Source organism: Leptospira licerasiae serovar Varillal str. VAR 010 (assembly GCF_000244755.1).
GTDB classification, from domain to species: Bacteria; Spirochaetota; Leptospiria; order Leptospirales; family Leptospiraceae; genus Leptospira_B; species Leptospira_B licerasiae.
This window is the reverse complement of record NZ_AHOO02000005.1, coordinates 1,132,242-1,148,571: the sequence shown is the minus strand read 5'-3', so window position 1 is coordinate 1,148,571 and position 16,330 is coordinate 1,132,242. Positions and strand designations below refer to the sequence as shown.

Annotated in this window: 12 protein-coding genes; 3 read left to right on the top strand and 9 right to left on the bottom strand. The window is 41.6% G+C overall.

The features are described 5' to 3' along the window. Positions 1-16 precede the first annotated feature (16 nt). Positions 17-949: a bifunctional riboflavin kinase/FAD synthetase gene (locus LEP1GSC185_RS05840; RefSeq protein WP_008594586.1), complete on the top strand. Its 933-nt coding sequence runs from the start codon at positions 17-19 to the stop codon at positions 947-949. A 95-nt stretch (positions 950-1,044) separates the two neighbouring features. On the opposite strand, the gene LEP1GSC185_RS05835 is transcribed toward LEP1GSC185_RS05840, so the two are convergent. Continuing rightward, positions 1,045-1,602: a hypothetical protein gene (locus tag LEP1GSC185_RS05835; RefSeq protein WP_008595545.1), complete on the bottom strand. Its 558-nt coding sequence runs from the start codon at positions 1,600-1,602 to the stop codon at positions 1,045-1,047. A 220-nt stretch (positions 1,603-1,822) separates the two neighbouring features. Here LEP1GSC185_RS05835 and LEP1GSC185_RS05830 point away from each other — a divergent pair, with 220 nt between their 5' ends. Together LEP1GSC185_RS05830 and LEP1GSC185_RS05825 are read left to right on the top strand one after the other, a co-directional pair. Continuing rightward, complete coding sequence (locus tag LEP1GSC185_RS05830; RefSeq protein WP_008594490.1) at positions 1,823-3,568, top strand: SpoIIE family protein phosphatase; 1,746 nt, start codon at positions 1,823-1,825, stop codon at positions 3,566-3,568. Then, the gene (locus LEP1GSC185_RS05825) at positions 3,565-5,355 is read left to right on the top strand and encodes a SpoIIE family protein phosphatase (RefSeq protein ID WP_008594824.1); all 1,791 of its coding nucleotides are present in this window, start codon (positions 3,565-3,567) and stop codon (positions 5,353-5,355) included. The genes LEP1GSC185_RS05830 and LEP1GSC185_RS05825 overlap by 4 nt, the downstream gene beginning before the upstream one ends. A gap of 55 nt (positions 5,356-5,410) precedes the next feature. On the opposite strand, the gene LEP1GSC185_RS05820 is transcribed toward LEP1GSC185_RS05825, so the two are convergent. The 8 genes from LEP1GSC185_RS05820 to LEP1GSC185_RS05785 all read right to left on the bottom strand — a co-directional run bounded on the left by LEP1GSC185_RS05820 (position 5,411) and on the right by LEP1GSC185_RS05785 (position 16,187). Then, positions 5,411-6,379, bottom strand: a complete 969-nt coding sequence (locus LEP1GSC185_RS05820) for a hypothetical protein (RefSeq protein WP_008593783.1) — start codon at positions 6,377-6,379, stop codon at positions 5,411-5,413. Between the two features lie 30 nt (positions 6,380-6,409). Then, positions 6,410-8,353: a flagellar filament capping protein FliD gene (gene fliD / locus LEP1GSC185_RS05815; protein WP_008593908.1), complete on the bottom strand. Its 1,944-nt coding sequence runs from the start codon at positions 8,351-8,353 to the stop codon at positions 6,410-6,412. Between the two features lie 155 nt (positions 8,354-8,508). Next, positions 8,509-10,269, bottom strand: a complete 1,761-nt coding sequence (locus LEP1GSC185_RS05810) for an acyl-CoA dehydrogenase family protein (protein ID WP_008594415.1) — start codon at positions 10,267-10,269, stop codon at positions 8,509-8,511. A 161-nt stretch (positions 10,270-10,430) separates the two neighbouring features. Next, the gene (locus LEP1GSC185_RS05805) at positions 10,431-10,838 is read right to left on the bottom strand and encodes a response regulator (RefSeq protein WP_008595443.1); all 408 of its coding nucleotides are present in this window, start codon (positions 10,836-10,838) and stop codon (positions 10,431-10,433) included. Further along, positions 10,828-14,337, bottom strand: a complete 3,510-nt coding sequence (locus LEP1GSC185_RS05800) for a PAS domain-containing protein (RefSeq protein WP_008594362.1) — start codon at positions 14,335-14,337, stop codon at positions 10,828-10,830. Before LEP1GSC185_RS05800 ends, LEP1GSC185_RS05805 begins: the two co-directional genes overlap by 11 nt. A gap of 162 nt (positions 14,338-14,499) precedes the next feature. Further along, entirely contained in the window at positions 14,500-15,297 is a 798-nt protein-coding gene (locus tag LEP1GSC185_RS05795; protein WP_008594439.1) for a hypothetical protein, read from the bottom strand. 42 nt (positions 15,298-15,339) lie between these two features. After that, complete coding sequence (locus LEP1GSC185_RS05790; RefSeq protein WP_008595878.1) at positions 15,340-15,660, bottom strand: SH3 domain-containing protein; 321 nt, start codon at positions 15,658-15,660, stop codon at positions 15,340-15,342. 17 nt (positions 15,661-15,677) lie between these two features. After that, complete coding sequence (locus tag LEP1GSC185_RS05785; protein ID WP_008595355.1) at positions 15,678-16,187, bottom strand: DinB family protein; 510 nt, start codon at positions 16,185-16,187, stop codon at positions 15,678-15,680. Positions 16,188-16,330 lie beyond the last annotated feature (143 nt).

The following is a 16,330-nucleotide window of genomic DNA, read 5'->3' as shown; positions in this document are numbered from 1 at the left end:
TCCTTTGGAGAGAAACTTGAAAATTCTTAGAAGTCTGGAGAACTTAAAAAGCAACCTGAAGACTTCCACAGTCGTAACTTTGGGGAATTTTGACGGGATCCACCTGGGCCACCAGGCTCTTTTAGAAAGAACCAAGGAAATTTCCCTGGAAAAAGGTCTCCCCTCGTGCGTTGTCACATATCATCCCAACCCTGCTCTTGTTTTAGGAAAGGACAAGGACCTGGGAGGAATTACCACTCAGGCAGATAAGGAAAATCTAATAGAATCTTATGGGATCGATTGGTTAGTCGTTGTTCCATTCACACTCGAATTCGCACAGATAGAGGCGGAAACATTCCTAAAAGAAATCCTAATTAACCAACTGGGAGCAAAATCGATTTTGATCGGATTCAATCATTGTTTCGGAAAAGGAAGAAGAGGAGATTATGAACTCCTAAAAAAATACTCCTCCGAATACGGATACGATCTGGAAAAATTAGATCCTGTGTTTCTTGGCGCCACAAAACTTTCCAGCTCCTATATTCGCTCCTTATTGAGAGAAGGAAAGGTAGAAGATGCGGAAGAATGTCTCGGGAGAGAATTTTCAGTTACCGGAACCGTTGTCCATGGCCACCAAAGAGGAAGAACCATAGGATTTCCAACTGCGAATGTACAACCTTTACCTGAACTTATTCTTCCCGGAGTCGGAGTCTATGCAGGAAGAACCGAGGTAGAAGGTAAAACTTATCCTTCGATGATCAATATAGGAAATAATCCTACCTTTGGCGACCAGGCAGTCACTTTAGAAAGCCATATATTCGATTTTTCTGATGATATTTACGGAAAGAAGGTCAATGTAATTTTTACTAAAAAGATCAGGGAAGAGATCAAGTTCCCGGGAGTGGACGCTCTAATCTCACAATTGAAGAAGGACGAAACTCTTTCCAGAAAGATCCTACAAGAAAGATAAAATACTACGAAACTTCCAAATTAGCCGCACGAGGACAAATAAATACGAATGTGCAAACATCTCGGCAATTTAAGAAGTCCGAGTATAACATTTTCTTAGAATTTATATCCGCCGAACAGTTGGATCCCCTTTCTTCCTAAAAGAATCCCTTCCAAATCCTTGGGAGGAGTATATCTTAGAATGTTCGCAAATAAATGGATAGGGATATGATCCGCCCAATTTGGCACAGATTGAAAGAATGGGTCCCAATATAAAGAGTCCGCGTCCACTTCTTCCGTCCAAACGATCTCTTTGCCTGCGAATTCCTCGAACCAAGACTTTAAAGAATTCAGTAAATTCGATTTATTTAAAATACTGATCCCTTTCGGAAAATCCAAAAGATACTTTTGAGGGTATTTTGCCTGACAAGACTCGTTGGAACAGACGATATATCTTACTTCTTCTATAAATGCAGCCCAATCTCTAAGTCTTCCCCTAGATTTGTACCAAGGAGTTTTGCTAATCGCCCCGCATTCAGGACAGATACACACTGGAGTAAGAATGACTCCCTTAAGGGAAAGTATAGGAGCCTCTTTAGAAGGAAAGGGTATCGATTCTTGGATCAAATAATCGGAGCTAGGTTCCATCGTTCCTACCGGATCCAGTCCACTCATTCGATTTTCCTCTTAGACCGCGACGGAGCGTTAGTCGCGTCAATCCTATATACAATGTCGTCTAACGCAATTCATTTTCTTAATAAACAAATCCTAATTTTCCGCGATTTTAAACTCTATAAAATCTGCGGTTTTCAGGCCTAAAAAAGGTCCGTCGACAAGTCATTCGGGATTGATTCCGAATTAGGACCCGGTTAGGATGCCTCGAAGCGTCGGGCCTATGAATTATTACCTTTTTCTGCCAATAAGCGCTCTAATAATAAATACTCTTCTTATTTCATACGTTTTTGCCAGAAGGTTCCGAAGCGCCGTTATCAGGGACTTTTTACGATTCGTTCTATTCCTAAATCTTTGGCTCGTTTCTTACATTCTATATTGGAGCATGCTTCCTCCGGAATGGATGACCCCGATTTTTAAGCTTTCTTGTTTTACTTGGATCCCTGTAGGCCTACTATTTTTAGAAACTGTATATAGATTTTTAAACATTCGTTCGACAATCCTTCTTCCATTCTTTCGTTTTTCGGTGGTATTGACTATCTTTCTGACAGCGTCCACAGATTGGATCATCAAAGGTTCTATTTTATACGATTGGGGTTACGAATTAGAACCCGGGATCTTATTCGTTCCATTTAGTACGATTGCGGTAAGCGGCCCCGCTATCTGGGGACTATATCTTCTGTTAAAGGAAAGGTTTAAGACAAAACAAAAAAAGATCAGACAACAACTGAATTATTGGATCTTGGGAACCACTATCGCACTCGGGATCAGCGCTTACACTGAGTTGTTCAATCTAGATGAACAAGGCAGATTTTTATTCGTCCCTTTAAGTCCTGCAGCAATAAGCATTCAGGCATTCTTCATATTTATCGCAATTACACGTTACGGTTTTTTAAATATTAGTTTGGAAAGGATAGCAGTGGAATTATTCCGGGATATCCACGACGGGATCATTCTTACAAAGGAAAACCATGAGTTTTTCTTTGCAAACCAAGCGGCAATCGCAATCTTAGACGGCTCCCCTTCTAAAGAAGGTCTGTTCAAACCGGAATGGCATTTTGTAAATTATAGGGAGGAGCAGGACCATATTCCCAGAGATTACCAATTAATAGGTAACTCCGTCCTACAATTCATAGAACTCACCGTTTCGGAGATCAAGATCACGGAGAATGAGTCCGGAACATTATATCTTTTGCGAGACATCACCGAAAAGAAAGCCGCTCAAGAAAAAATCCATCAACTATATTCACAAATCGTAAACGACCTAGAAATTGCGCGAGTTACACAAGCTTCCATTATCACCCAAAAATTTCCGGATAAAGGTTCTTATCGGATCCATTCTTTTTTCCAACCCATAGACAAGGTGGGAGGGGACATGTTGAGAGTAATAGAACATCCGGGAGAGAGAGTGGATATTCTGTTCGCGGATGTTTCCGGACACGGGATCGCTTCTGCCATGGTGGGAGGAATGCTTTCTATAGCATTTCAGATAGTATCGGACAAAAAACTTTCTCCCAAGGAAAGTTTATCAGAGATCCATGAGATGCTTTCTAAGGTTGTATTACACCATCACATCTCCGCAGTCTATGCGAGTTTTTATCCGAACGAAAATAAACTCAAGTTCTCTTATGCGGGACATCACCCCATGCTTGTTTTTAGAGAAGGTAAAATTTACCCTCTGGAAGGAGAAGGAAGGATCTTACTCGCAATTAAGGAATTACATCTGAACGATTACGATTTCGATCTACAAACTTCAGACAGATTATTATTCTATTCAGACGGTTTGTACGAGGTGAAGAACGTTTTAGGAGAAATTTTCGGTTACGAAGAATTCTTAGAATGGATCGGAACGATGGCGGATAGAGATACTCGCTCTCTATTAGAAGCGGCTCACAGAAAAGCGTTAGAATTTGGAAATGGAAAACATAACGACGATTTGGCGATGTTGGCCTTGGAGATAGGACCATGAACCCATATCTGATCCTTCCACTATTCGCATTATTCATCAATCTATGGTTATTCACCTACGTTTTGGCGCTAAAAGGAAAACATAAAGTAGTTCATTTATATCTTTTATATTCGGGAGCCTTAAGTCTCTGGATCATTTCCATTATTTTGTATTGGTCCTTCTTACCGCTCCATTGGATGACTTGGATCTTTAAGATCAGCTCCATTTCCTGGTTATTAGTCGGTCCTTTATTTTTAGAGTTCGTATTCGCATTCTTATCGAAAAATCCGAATATTGTCCTATATCTTTTGAGAGGATTAGCGCTCGCGATCTTTCCTATTACGTTAACGACGGATTGGATCGTCGCAGGAGTAGAAAGAAAATATTGGGGAGACATGCTCATCCAAGGTCCCTTTTACGTTTACGGGATCAATTTACTTACGGTTTCTCCTCCGGTATATGCAATATATCTTTTGATTTTCGAATCCAGGAAAGAAGAGATCGGATTTAGAAAACAATGTTATCTTTTGGCTTTCGGAACATTCTTGTCTTCTGTGCTTGGATTTTTGACCACAGTCCTTCCGAGGATCTTATCCCAAGGAGACCTACATTATCCGCCTTTAAGCGGGAGTGTAAGTGTAATCCAATCCGCCTGTGTATTCATCGCAATCGCAAAATACGGATTTTTAGAGATCCGATTGGAGAAGATCGCACTCCAATTATACTCAAAGCTAAGAGAGGGAGTGATCCTATTATCCGCTTCCGATGACCTGTTGTATTGGAATGAAAGTGCAAAGGAAATGTTAGGTTTCCCTAAAGTAACCGCCGCTCCGGAGAAATTGGATTTGGGAAAATTTTTGGAAGGTTTTACAAGAAGACCATTTTCCAGAATGGACTTTAAAAGAAAATTTTCGGAAACAAAACGAATTATTTCTGAAGAAGATATACTCCCCTCCTCCGATTCGGTTTATTTAGAAGTTTCCAAATCGGAAATACCGATCTCTGGCAGAGACTTAGGCAAGGTTTACGTACTCCGAGATATCACTGAAAAAAAAGAAGCATCCGAACGGATCAATATGCTTTATTCCAGAGTGATCCGAGATTTGGACATCGCAAGAGAAGTACAGAATACGATCACTACCAGGGATTTCCCTTCTTCTCCCAAATATAAAATATTCTCTTATTTTCGTCCATATGATCGAGTAGGAGGAGATGTTCTAAATTGTTCCGAAAGCGCAGACGGAAGCCTAGAAGTCCTATTTGCAGACGTTTCCGGGCATGGGATCTCCTCTGCCATGGTAGCCGCAATGGCATCCATATCTTTTAATGTGTTCTCCAGAAAAGGGAATAAACCTAAGGAAGGTTTATTATTCACGAATGATCTACTTTCTTCCGTCGTAACCCAACATTTTATCTCCGCGGTTTTCCTTAGATATAATCCGAACACAAAAATATTAGAATATAGTTATGCAGGCCACCATGTCGGACTTCTACTTAGAGATGGACAGACTTTGGATTTACAAGGCAAAGGAGGAGTCCTACTTGCCGTAGGAACTCCTATCTTGGAGGATTTTCAGATACAACTAAGGCCTGGAGACAGAGTATTATTGTATTCAGACGGTCTATTTGAGGTGAGGGGATCTAAAGGAATACCGATGGGAAATTCCACACTTGTGGAGGCGGTAAAAAAACTTTCATATCAGGATTCTGACAGTCTGATCCGCTCCTTAGTATCCTATTCGGAATCCTTCGGAGACGGGATCATGACGGACGATCTAACCCTATTCTGTTTAGAAATTAGAGATTAATCGCCAGCTAGGCTATCGACTATAATCTGCGGTGCTGGTTCCAAGAGTGAAACGACTATACCGCGAGAGAATCAGCCTGCTCTTTTACTTTTTCCAAGAAAGGAAGAAATTCATCCAGAACGGCAGGGATCTCATACTCGATAATATCTCCTGCACGAATTATATCTTTTTCTTCCAATGCTAAAGCAACGGATGCAAGTGTATCGTTCAGGTCGTTTGTTTTTTCTTCAAAAGTCCTTTCTGCTATTTGGATCTTAGAGAAGTCCATACCGGGAAGTTTTTGTCTCAAAGTGATAAACGACGTCAGAAGAACATTGATCTGAGATACGGATTGAGTAAGAAGATGTGTCGCCACCTCGTCTTTTCCCGCCTGATAACTTTCGTTTACCTTTACGAAACTTTCCTTCAGAGCAGGAACCGCCTTGATGAAAGTATCTAAAATTTCTCTCAAAGTAGGAAGTTCCAGATCCAAAACGGAAGCTCTCGCTACGAGATCCATCACGAATAATTTCAAATCTCTCAGATATTCCAAAAATTCTTCGATGGCAGTGGTTCCGTCTAACTTAGAGGAATTACGGCTCAATGCATCCAGAATATCGCTTACAGTGGAACCGGTTCCCATAGGCTTGATCTGATCGTATTTCAGTTTTAAAAGTTTACCTGCGGATTCCAAAAGGCTACGGATCCATTCTATACCATCCGTTAGCTCTTTGGATTCTTTTTCAGTCAGAGAATCCCTACCAAGTAAAGTAGTCCCGACCTTATCAACATAAGAATCCAATTCGTGAAGAGAACTGATAAGAATATCCAGTTCCTCTCCCACAAAAAATTCCATCTTGGAAACATTTGAAATGGAAGAATCACGCATTGTGTTCTGGGTAAATTCCTCTCCGTCCACAACACAGGATAATAAAAATTTACCGTTAGTCTCCACCCAACGGCGTACCGCGTCGAAAACCTCTCCTAGGTTCTTTTCATTTTCGATCACGCTTTCCAATTTTTGCTCGTTTACGAATATTTCCACGGTGATTCCTCCGGTTATATTATAATTACTTTATTTATCATCTCCGCCCTGTCCTCTGCTGAGATTATTATTCAGATAGGAACCGACGGCCTTGTTTCTACCCACCCCCTGTTCCATATACAGGAACTTCTCTTTGAGTTTTTTTTCATAACTCATCAGATGGGATTCGAAATTTTTGATTTTTTTATTATTATCGGAAACTTGTTCTTCTAATAACTTGATCTTGCTCGTGACCAGTCCGCCTGCGAACTGGGTATAAGGTTTCAAATGTTCTACCAGATTTACGCCGACTCCCGTGTCCATTCGAGCGTCGGAATTCGTATCTTGAGCGAATAAATGACGGACCGCATCCGGATTCTCTGCAAGCTTTGCAGCAAGTTTCGCCTCGTCCAAAGCGAGAAAACCTTCTTGGATGTCCGCCCATTTGCTTCCCACCTCTCCTGTTGAAATTCCAACATCGGAAAGCGTTCTGATCTCGGAGTTAGGATAGGCAGGGAAAGAAGAAGTGGTCACCGTTTTCATACCAGCCACCAAACGTATGACCGAATTCTCGCCGGCTAAAATACCTGTTTTGGTTTTTCCTTCCCAGAAAGATCTGGTAATATCTGGATCCTCCAGTTTGGAATCGCTGATCCCGCTTTCCCTATTGACTGCGGTCGCATCTTTTGAGTATTTTAGAACATTATTATATGCTTCTATAAATTCTTTGATCATTCGGATCCCTTTTGCGGAATCCACCTTGATATCTACGGTTGCAGGACCACCTTCGCTCTTTTTGTTCAGGTTCAGAAGGACTCCGTCCAAAACGTCGGTAAGACCTTCGTTTTTAGGTCGAGTGATCTCGATCCCGTCTACCAGAAAGACCGCGTCTTTAGCTTCTACAATTGTTTTTGCAGGTTTAGCTCCGTTGAACTCGGCAGGAAGTACAAATCTGAAATTAGAGAATTCCTTCTCCTTTCCGGTTTGGTTGATTACAATTACCTTATGGATCTTCTTTCCATCCATATTGGATTTGAAAGTGACACGGACCTTTCCTTCCTTATGATAGGCGGTTTCTAAAAATACTTTGTCTTGTTCGTCCTGATCGTAGATCACGCCCAAGGAGATAGTCTCTCCTTCTTCCAAAGGTTCGGAAAGAGTAGCTTCAATTCTTGCACCCTTCTTACCTTCTTTAGCGTCCATATGAAATTGGAACGCTTGTTTAGAACTCAGTTTGATCTTAGAAGGTTCTTTTTTCTCCGGATCCGCAGCGATAAATGTAGGCTTAGCTGTAGCGGCCATACCGTACTTATCCGGTTGGAAAGGATTTGTCTGGCTTGCTTCCCATGGAAGATAAAAAGACTGAGGAGGGTCCTGAGGGAGCATTCCGCCTACAAGTGAAGCAGCCTTCAACACTCCGTTCGGATCATCGAATTTCAATTGGTTGTCTTTACCGGATTGAGAAGCGGCTAATGTTAGGACGGTCTTGTCTTGATCCACTTTTACGATCGTGGGTTGTACAATCCCTGCAGCAGCAGTGCGGATTGTAAGATAAAGATCTCGAATGGTCCCGCCTTGGAACTCTATCTCCTTCTCTATCTCTCCAGAAATAACTTTGAAAGTCCCCGCAGGTATTTTTCTCTCGGAATCAATAGGATCGCCTGAGATCTGATGAAATGTTGCGAGTTCTTTTACTTCTATCTTACGTTTTCCGCTGCTTGCAGAACGCGCAGCATCACCTGTGATCACACCTTCCGGATCGGAAACGATCGACTTGGTAGCAAAAGGCGCCGTGAAGGAAATAATTTCTCTAGTTTTGTTTTGGAGGTCTGTAGTGAGAGTTTTAAGATCGGACCATGCCTTGACCTGAGCCTGATTGAAACCGTTTTGTCTTTCCAAACGGCGAATCGGCTTTGCTTCCAGCTCTACCAGTTTTTTTACGATTTGGTTCGTATCCTGGCCGGAACTCAGTCCCGGAATAGAGAATGCGGGCATAGTCCCCTCCTTCTAATTCCATCGACCTATTTCCTAAAAGTATAAGTGCAAAAACGGTTTTTTTCCGGCTCCGGGGTCCGTAGGTTGGAATTCCCCGGAGAGGGGGTCGCGAAAGACGCGTGAATACGCGGCTGGAGCGAGGGGGAGACCTCCCCCTAAACCGCCTGTCTTGCGGAAAGTTTTACTCTTAACTTTGCTTTTAGGCCTTCCATATAACCGAGGCTATCCAGATTATATTCGTCCACATGAGAAAGTCTTTCCGTTCTAAGTTCTTCCGGAATACGAAGAGTGGAACGATAGAATAATAAACCGGAAAGAAGTCTGGCGCTTGCCCATACGATCTCATCCGCAGTCTCTTCTCTCTCTTCGGAAGTAGCAAGATCCTTGTACATCGCAACTGCCTCTTGGAAACCGTCCCAAACATCTGAAAGGACTTTGGTCTCTTCGGTCGGAAAATGGGACCATTCGTTATCTATATATTCTCGCAAGAAACCATGACCACTCATACCGGTTACGATCCCACCGATGCTAGCATTGACTTGGATTTGAGAAGTTCCATCGTAGATAGTAGTGATCCTAGAGTCTCTGTAAATTCTGGAGACGTCATAATCCTCAGTGAAGCCTGCTCCTCCATGAAGTTGAACTGCATCACCTGCAATCTTAACGCAGGACTCGGAGCAGTAAAATTTGGAAATCGGTGTGAGTATTCCGGCTAACTTTTCCCAATATTTTAGGACCACATCGGATTTTAGATCTCTTTCCGTAGCACCTTTTTCCTTGAGATGATCTCCTCTGAAATAATACAGATCCATTGCTCTGGCGCCTTCTAACATTAAGCAGCGCATTGCCATGGTTTCTCTTTCCATTCTGCGTAAAATTTTACGAACAGCCGGAATCGTCCCGATCGGTTTTCCGAATTGTATTCTTTCGGAAGTATACTTTTTAGTTTCGGCTAACGCTGCTTGCGCGATCCCGACTCCTTGTTGGGAAATTCCCATACGGGCCCCGTTCAACATTCCCATCGTATGTTTGATGAGTCCGTGACCTTCTTCTCCGATCAAGATACCTGGAGTATTTTCTAAAACGATCTCGCAAGTAGGGGAACAATGTAGTCCCATCTTTTTTTCGATCCCGGCAACTTGTACATCCTTGGATTGGACCAAGAAGAATGAAAGTCCTCTTGCACCGCTTCCCGGATTTCCAGTTCGGGCTAGTAACAAAAGGATCGCAGGGATCTCACCCGTGCCGCAGCCTTGAGTGATAAATCTTTTAGTTCCGTTTAATAGATAAATATTTCCTTCTTTATGTGTGGCTTTAGTGCGAAGTCCCGGTAGATCGGAACCATGGTCAGGCTCCGTGAGTCCCATCGCACATGCAAATTCTCCGGCGGCCAAACGAGGCAACCATTCGTCCTTTAATTCTTCGCTTCCGTTCTTCTCTACGATCTCCGCTAAGTTTACACAACCAATGGAGATACAAACGGATGCATCCACTCTATATAATATTTCACTGAAGAATGCGCGAACAGTCCAAGGAACCCCTAAACCGCCGTATTTTCTGGAAAAACCGGTCGGTTGTAATCCTGCATCTCTTGCCTTTCGGACGATTTCCAATAATTTTTCAGGAAATACGACTTTTCCATTCTCGAATTTAACGCCTACTTTATCCAATTCGGCAACGTAAGGAGCAATCTCTTTACCTGCAAATTCTCCGACAGAGTCTAATAAGATTTTATAATATTCTAATGCTTCGTCAAGAGAAGATGGTGCAGCGGCAAATCTTTCGTCTCCTGCCCTATATTTTGCCGCGTCAGTAAATCCGCCTTCGTAGGAATCTACAATTTCCTTCCAGTTTATAATATGATCGAAATGTAACCTAAGGTCGGACACATCGTTAAAGTAGTTATTTTGCAGCATGATCAGAAGATTCCTCTAAGAGATAATAAAGTATCTTCTTGGAAAAGGAAAGGTCAATTCGTTTTCAATTTGGAAGCATCCGAATGAACCGGTGTTAGTTTGAAGTGCAAAATATCGAAACGGGCGAATGGTTTCCTATGGAGATTTACGTAACGCTCGCTCTAATTCAAGTTACAGCAGACCCGAACAGCTTCCATCAGTTTGTTTACATCCCAAGGTTTTGGGATCACAGTATAAGTGCCTGCTTCTTTTTTTACCCTATCCACTGCGGCGGCATCCACATGTCCAGTGATCAAAATGGAACGGATCTTAGGATATTTTTGATGGACCAAAATTAAGAATTCATCTCCCTTAATCCCCGGCATCAACCAATCGGATAAGATCAAGATAACATTCACACCGGCGCTCACCAGATCATCTATAACTTCCATAGCTTCTTCTGCGTTTAGTGCGGTCTCGTACTGGAATAAATTTCCAAGCTGTTTTTTTAATTCCTTTTGTAAGGTAATTAAAATGATCGCCTCGTCATCCACGCATAGGATCGCATTCTGTGATGTTTCAGTTTCCAATAGATTCCTCTTTTTTACGGTTCGCCGGTTTCAGCCAAACTTCGAACTTGGTGCGCCCAGGTTCGCTCTCAAACTCTATTTTTCCGCCCATCTTCTCTATGATCTTTTTGCAAATATCCAGACCTAAGCCGATACCTTCTCCAGGATTTTTAGTAGTGAAGAATGGATCAAAAATTCTGTCCTGTATCTCTTTCGAGATCCCTGACCCGGAATCGATGAAAGAAACTATAATCCAAGATTCTCGTCTCTCTATCGAAATTTCGATTTTACCTTTATAATTCATGGCCTGCAATCCATTATTTAATAGATTGATCCATACTTGATTCAACTTATCCGGGTCTCCTAAACAAAGCTCGTTAGTTCGATAATGTTTAACTACTTCTACACCGTATTTGATCTTATTATGGTATAACGCGATGATCGTCTCCAATTCAACTTCCACATCGACCGGCACAAGCTCCTCATCTCCGTTATGCGTTCCTGGGTTCAGATAATTTTTAAGAGCGTCCACCACGTAAGACGCTTTTCCTGTAGCGATTGAGATTACGTTACTGAATCTTACGACCGAAGCGATGGAGGAAACCGCCGCCAGAATTTTCATAGAATTTTCCGTTCTCAACAGATCAGGGAGTTTTTCTCCCAATCTATGGATCCCCAATTCTAAGACCATATTTACCGCGTTATCCGGATCCGGAACGGAAGCTTCTTTAAATATTCGAACGAGCTCTCTTCTTAAGGATCGGTTCGGCAAGATCTCCGTTTGGGAGATTTCCTTCAAACTTTCATCCAACAGAAATTTAAAATGTTCCACTTCTACTTTATTTAAAGAAAGAAGAAGGTCAGGTATTTCCCTGATCTCTTCGTATAGGATATCCAAAATTGCACGATTTGATGAGACAATCGCTCCCAATGGCGTATTTAACTCGTGAGTCATCCCGGCAGCAAGCTGCCCTAAGGCAGCTAATTTTTCCGAAAGAAGAAGTTGGCTTTGTGTTTCTTTTAGTTCATTGGATATTTTTTTCTGATATTCCAATGATTCCTTCAGATCCATATTCGTTCTCTTTAATTCTTCCGTTCTTTGATCGATCTTACGTTCCAGATTTGCATTTAGATCCAGGATAGTTTCTTCCGCTTCCTTACTCTTTGTAATATCATTGGAGATACCGAAAATCTGAGTAGGAATTCCATCCGGATCCCTCTTATAAATTAATTCTCTGGAAACAAACCAACGCCATTTTTGGTCCTTATTATGCATCCGGTATTGGTGTTCTATTACATCTTTGTCTAACGCGTTCAAATATTTCGGAATAATATCGTTTAAATGGACCTGATAATCATCTGGATGCATCAATGATTTAAGAAAGGAATTCCCCATCTCCTGGATCTCTTCTACTGAATACCCCAGCAGCCTCTCTACTCCTATATTGCTGTATACGTTCCTTTTCTCTCTTATATCATAAATATATAATATGTCCGGACTAATATCCAAAATGGATTCGATAAATCTGTTCCTCTCCAAAAACTTCTCTTCGAAGTTTTTACGTTCGGTGATATCTACCATAACCCCGCGAAGCCATTTTTCCTTGTTACCCTCGGAGATCACTTTCACCATATCTCTCAGCCAAACAACCGTTCCGTCTTTCTTTAAGAACCTATATTCGAAATCGTGGGCCTCTAATCGTCCTGTACAGGCTACACAATAATTTACCGCATAATCTTTATCTTCCGGATGGATATGATCTGCCCAAAATCCGGGAGTTTTCCAATCTTCCACGGAATACCCGAGCAGATCGACTGCCTGTTTACTCACGAATGTGAAATTGAAAGTAATTGCATCCGCTTCCCAAACAATACCCGGAGTGGTATCCACAAGATCCCTGTATTGTTCTTCACTGGCTTTAGTCCTTCGGAACGCTTCCTGCAACTGCTGCGCCATATGGTTGAAGGAAAATGCAAGGGTTCCGATCTCCTCCAATTTGCTTGGAGGGACTCTTTGGGAGAAGTCCCCTTCCGCCATTGCCCTAGTCGCTCTAGAAATATTACGGATCGGTGATGTAACAATTCCGGCCAGAAATGCTGCGATCAAAAGGGAAAGAGTCAATGCAACGGCAAATACTTTTGCAGACTCGCTATTTCCGATCTGCACACCTTCCAAATAATAAGAAGCTGGCATCGCAGTAATGACGATCCAATCATGCTTACCCTCATTATCACTATAGGGGTTTACCTGAGTAAGCCAGGTCTCTCTGGAAACGGGTTTAGCATTAACGATATCAAATCTGAACTGAAACGCCACCTTGACCGAATACAAATCCCCGTAATCCTTGAGCACGGAAAGGATAGAATTTCGTATTACAGGATCCCCGCTCTCTATAGCCGACCCGATATTGCTAAAACGCAAATCGGAAGAAGCGATGATTCTGGCTTCCCTATCCACGATAAACGCCTTACCGTGCCTAGCTATATTCGTATTTTTTAATAAAAGAGAGATTTCTTCCGGCTTTTTCTGAACTGAACGAGCCAAATAATCATCCAGCCTCAGATTGATATTTTCCGAAATCTCTTGGTGCAATCTAGAAGCGAGTTTTCCGGATGCCACTTCCGAACTTCTCAAAGTTAGATAGGCAGTGGCAGCGACCATGATCAAGACCAAAAGAATAAACGGAGTCACTAAGAACATCCGGATAGGAAGTCCTTGGGCCGATGGAACTCCGTCTTTTCCTAATTTTTCTTCCTGCCAGTACCACTCTTTATAACTTAATAGAAACTCTCTAGTGTGGCTCGGAATTTCCGCCCAAAACAATCCGTACTTCTTAGCCAGCGGTAATGCGACCAACATGGCAAAAGGGGCGACCACCCAAGTGACTCCTGTGGTAAAAAAGAGCGCAGGAGTTATATTTCGGTAAGAGATCTCTTTAGTGAATTGTTCGGAACATATATATCCCCAGAGCTGAGGTTCTATACTCATGAAAATAATTACGAAAATCGAATATAATGCCCATGTTTTCAGTTTTTTAAAATCGGGGTCCCTCCCTATCAGCTGATAAGCCACCCAAAAGCAAGAAGGGTTGATAAAATATCCTAAAAGCCAATCGAATAGAAAATCGGGAGGAACACCTTCGATAAGATCAGAAAGTCCGTAAGCAAATGGAACAGCAAGTAGTGCCGGATAGCCGAACAAAAGAATACAAAGAAAGACAGTTAGGTCCTTTAGAGATTCAAAGGTCTGAGCACCTGGAACCAATACGATAAAAGAACCTATATAGCCGGTAATAAAAATAGAAACAAAAGTGAATGGAATACTTAAAAAGGCCTGAGTATCCCAACTTTGTTTTTGGCGACCAAAACCGAATTTGCCTCCCGGATTAAAGGTAAAACCGCCGTAGGCACAGACCATTAAAACGATCCCTACTATATAGCCGAATCTCCCCCAAATGTCTAAAAAGGGTAAAGGAAGGGAGGCAAATAATTCTTCAAACCAGTAGACAATCGAATTCACGGAAGGTTTCCTGCAAAATTCCCTGCCAGGATGGGGGAATTTGGAGCGCCGGAAAATTTCACAGCTTACCTAAAGAAAGTCAATCCGGTTTAAAAAAAATTGAATAATTTATAAACTTAAAGACTGCAAAAAACCGTGCTTAAGGGATAGAATTAAGATCTCTCAAGAATGAACATGATTATGAAGATGGTTCTCGCAGTATTCCTTATCTTCACAATCCACACAATAACGGAATTCCAATAGAGGATCCGTGGCCTCAGTGGCTCCACAAACATAACATTTATGAACTGTGAATACTTCGGATTGTTTGGCCTTCCAGGTAGAAGTTTTATGCTCCCGGATCTTAGTACCTAAGATATCCCTTCCGAAAAATAATAACAAGCTGGAGAACCCGAAAAACAATCCCGCCCACGGTAAGATAGAGTTGAACATTCTCATTTCATCTCCTCTTTCCCAGAACAAATACACGAATAAAGCGATCCCGATCCATTTCATTCGGATCGGAATGATGAAAAATTCCAGATTGGGCATACGAATTGCGAGAGCTAATAAAAGACAATCATAGATCATCTTTGTCTCCACAAACAACGGATAATATAAAGAAAGAACCCCGCCTATCGTAATGAAGAACATTAAAGAAAACAGAAATAGATTGAATCGAAGAGAACCCATATCCTCTTCTAAAATTTTGCCTACGGAAAAAACAAGATATGTGTAAAAGATCAAAAAGATCCAAGGCATATAAGTTCCGGCCTGGATCTCAGCGGGAGAAAGTAGATGAAATACGAATAAACCTGCATTCCACCATCTTCCCCCTTCCAGCATGTCAGAAGTCAATACGCCGATCTTAGGATCGATCAATAAGGAAAATAAACTCACAAAGAACGTAATTGCAGCGAAATATCCCGCTGCGTTTTGGAATGAAATAATATCTATAAATTGGTTTCTTAATCTTCTCAATGGAATTCCTTTAAATTAGGAGAATATTCAAAAAGTATAAAATTATTTGACGTTGATAAATTCTAAAAATCCGCCGAATACATATCCGTCTTTTTTCTTCCACTTCACTTTAACCCAACGACCTTGCTTACCGTCTTGGATCTCCACCTCTCCAGTCTCGCCGAAAGTTTCTACAACGTCGCCGTCAGGGACCAAATCAATCTTTTTAGCTTCTATATTAGGAGCGATCCTCAAACGAAGACCTCCTCCCGCTTGGACCTTCATGATCTTTTCGATCTTACGAGGTTCCACTTTTTCTGCAGAGGCGCAATTCCAAACTAAAAGAGAGATAAAAGTCAAAAAGAATGTGAAAATCTGCTTCATTCGTTTTCCTGAATATATTATCTAGATTTCGGATAAAAAGGATTCCAAGGAATATCAGTGACTCCATAATCCAATCCGCTTTGTAATAATGCTGTGGAAATTTGACTGCGATGATGGGTCTGATGATTGAAAAAATGAGTGATCAGAAGCCAGATCGGCAACGTGATCTCTTTTTTGTACATGTAACTGTAAAACTTCAGATCTTTTGCAAGCCACTCTGAGGTAATGGTTTTTACCCATTCCGAAATCGTCGAATCTAATTCAGTCCTAAGTTTTTTGAGTTCTGCAAAGTCCGAAAATTGTATTTCCTGAAAATCCAATTTTTGGATCGGTCTAGAATGGAATCTATCTAACCAGGAAAGATCCATCATGATGATATGATTCCAAGTCTTCGCTATCGATCCGAAGAATAGTTTTTTGTCTTCTTCCAATTCCCCCGGCTTCAATTTTTCAGAAACGTTTAATAAGGATTCGTTTTGCCAACGATTGTATTCTGCCAATGCGACACAATATTCCGGATCTATCATACTGAAATTCTAAGTAACGATCTTAATCGGTCAATACATATAAAGATCTAAAAGAAATGACTGTCTAGGTATCTTTCTTTCTGATCCCAAACAGAGAATGCGCAGAATTGGCCTTCTTAAAAGCAGACTTGACTGCCGGCCCG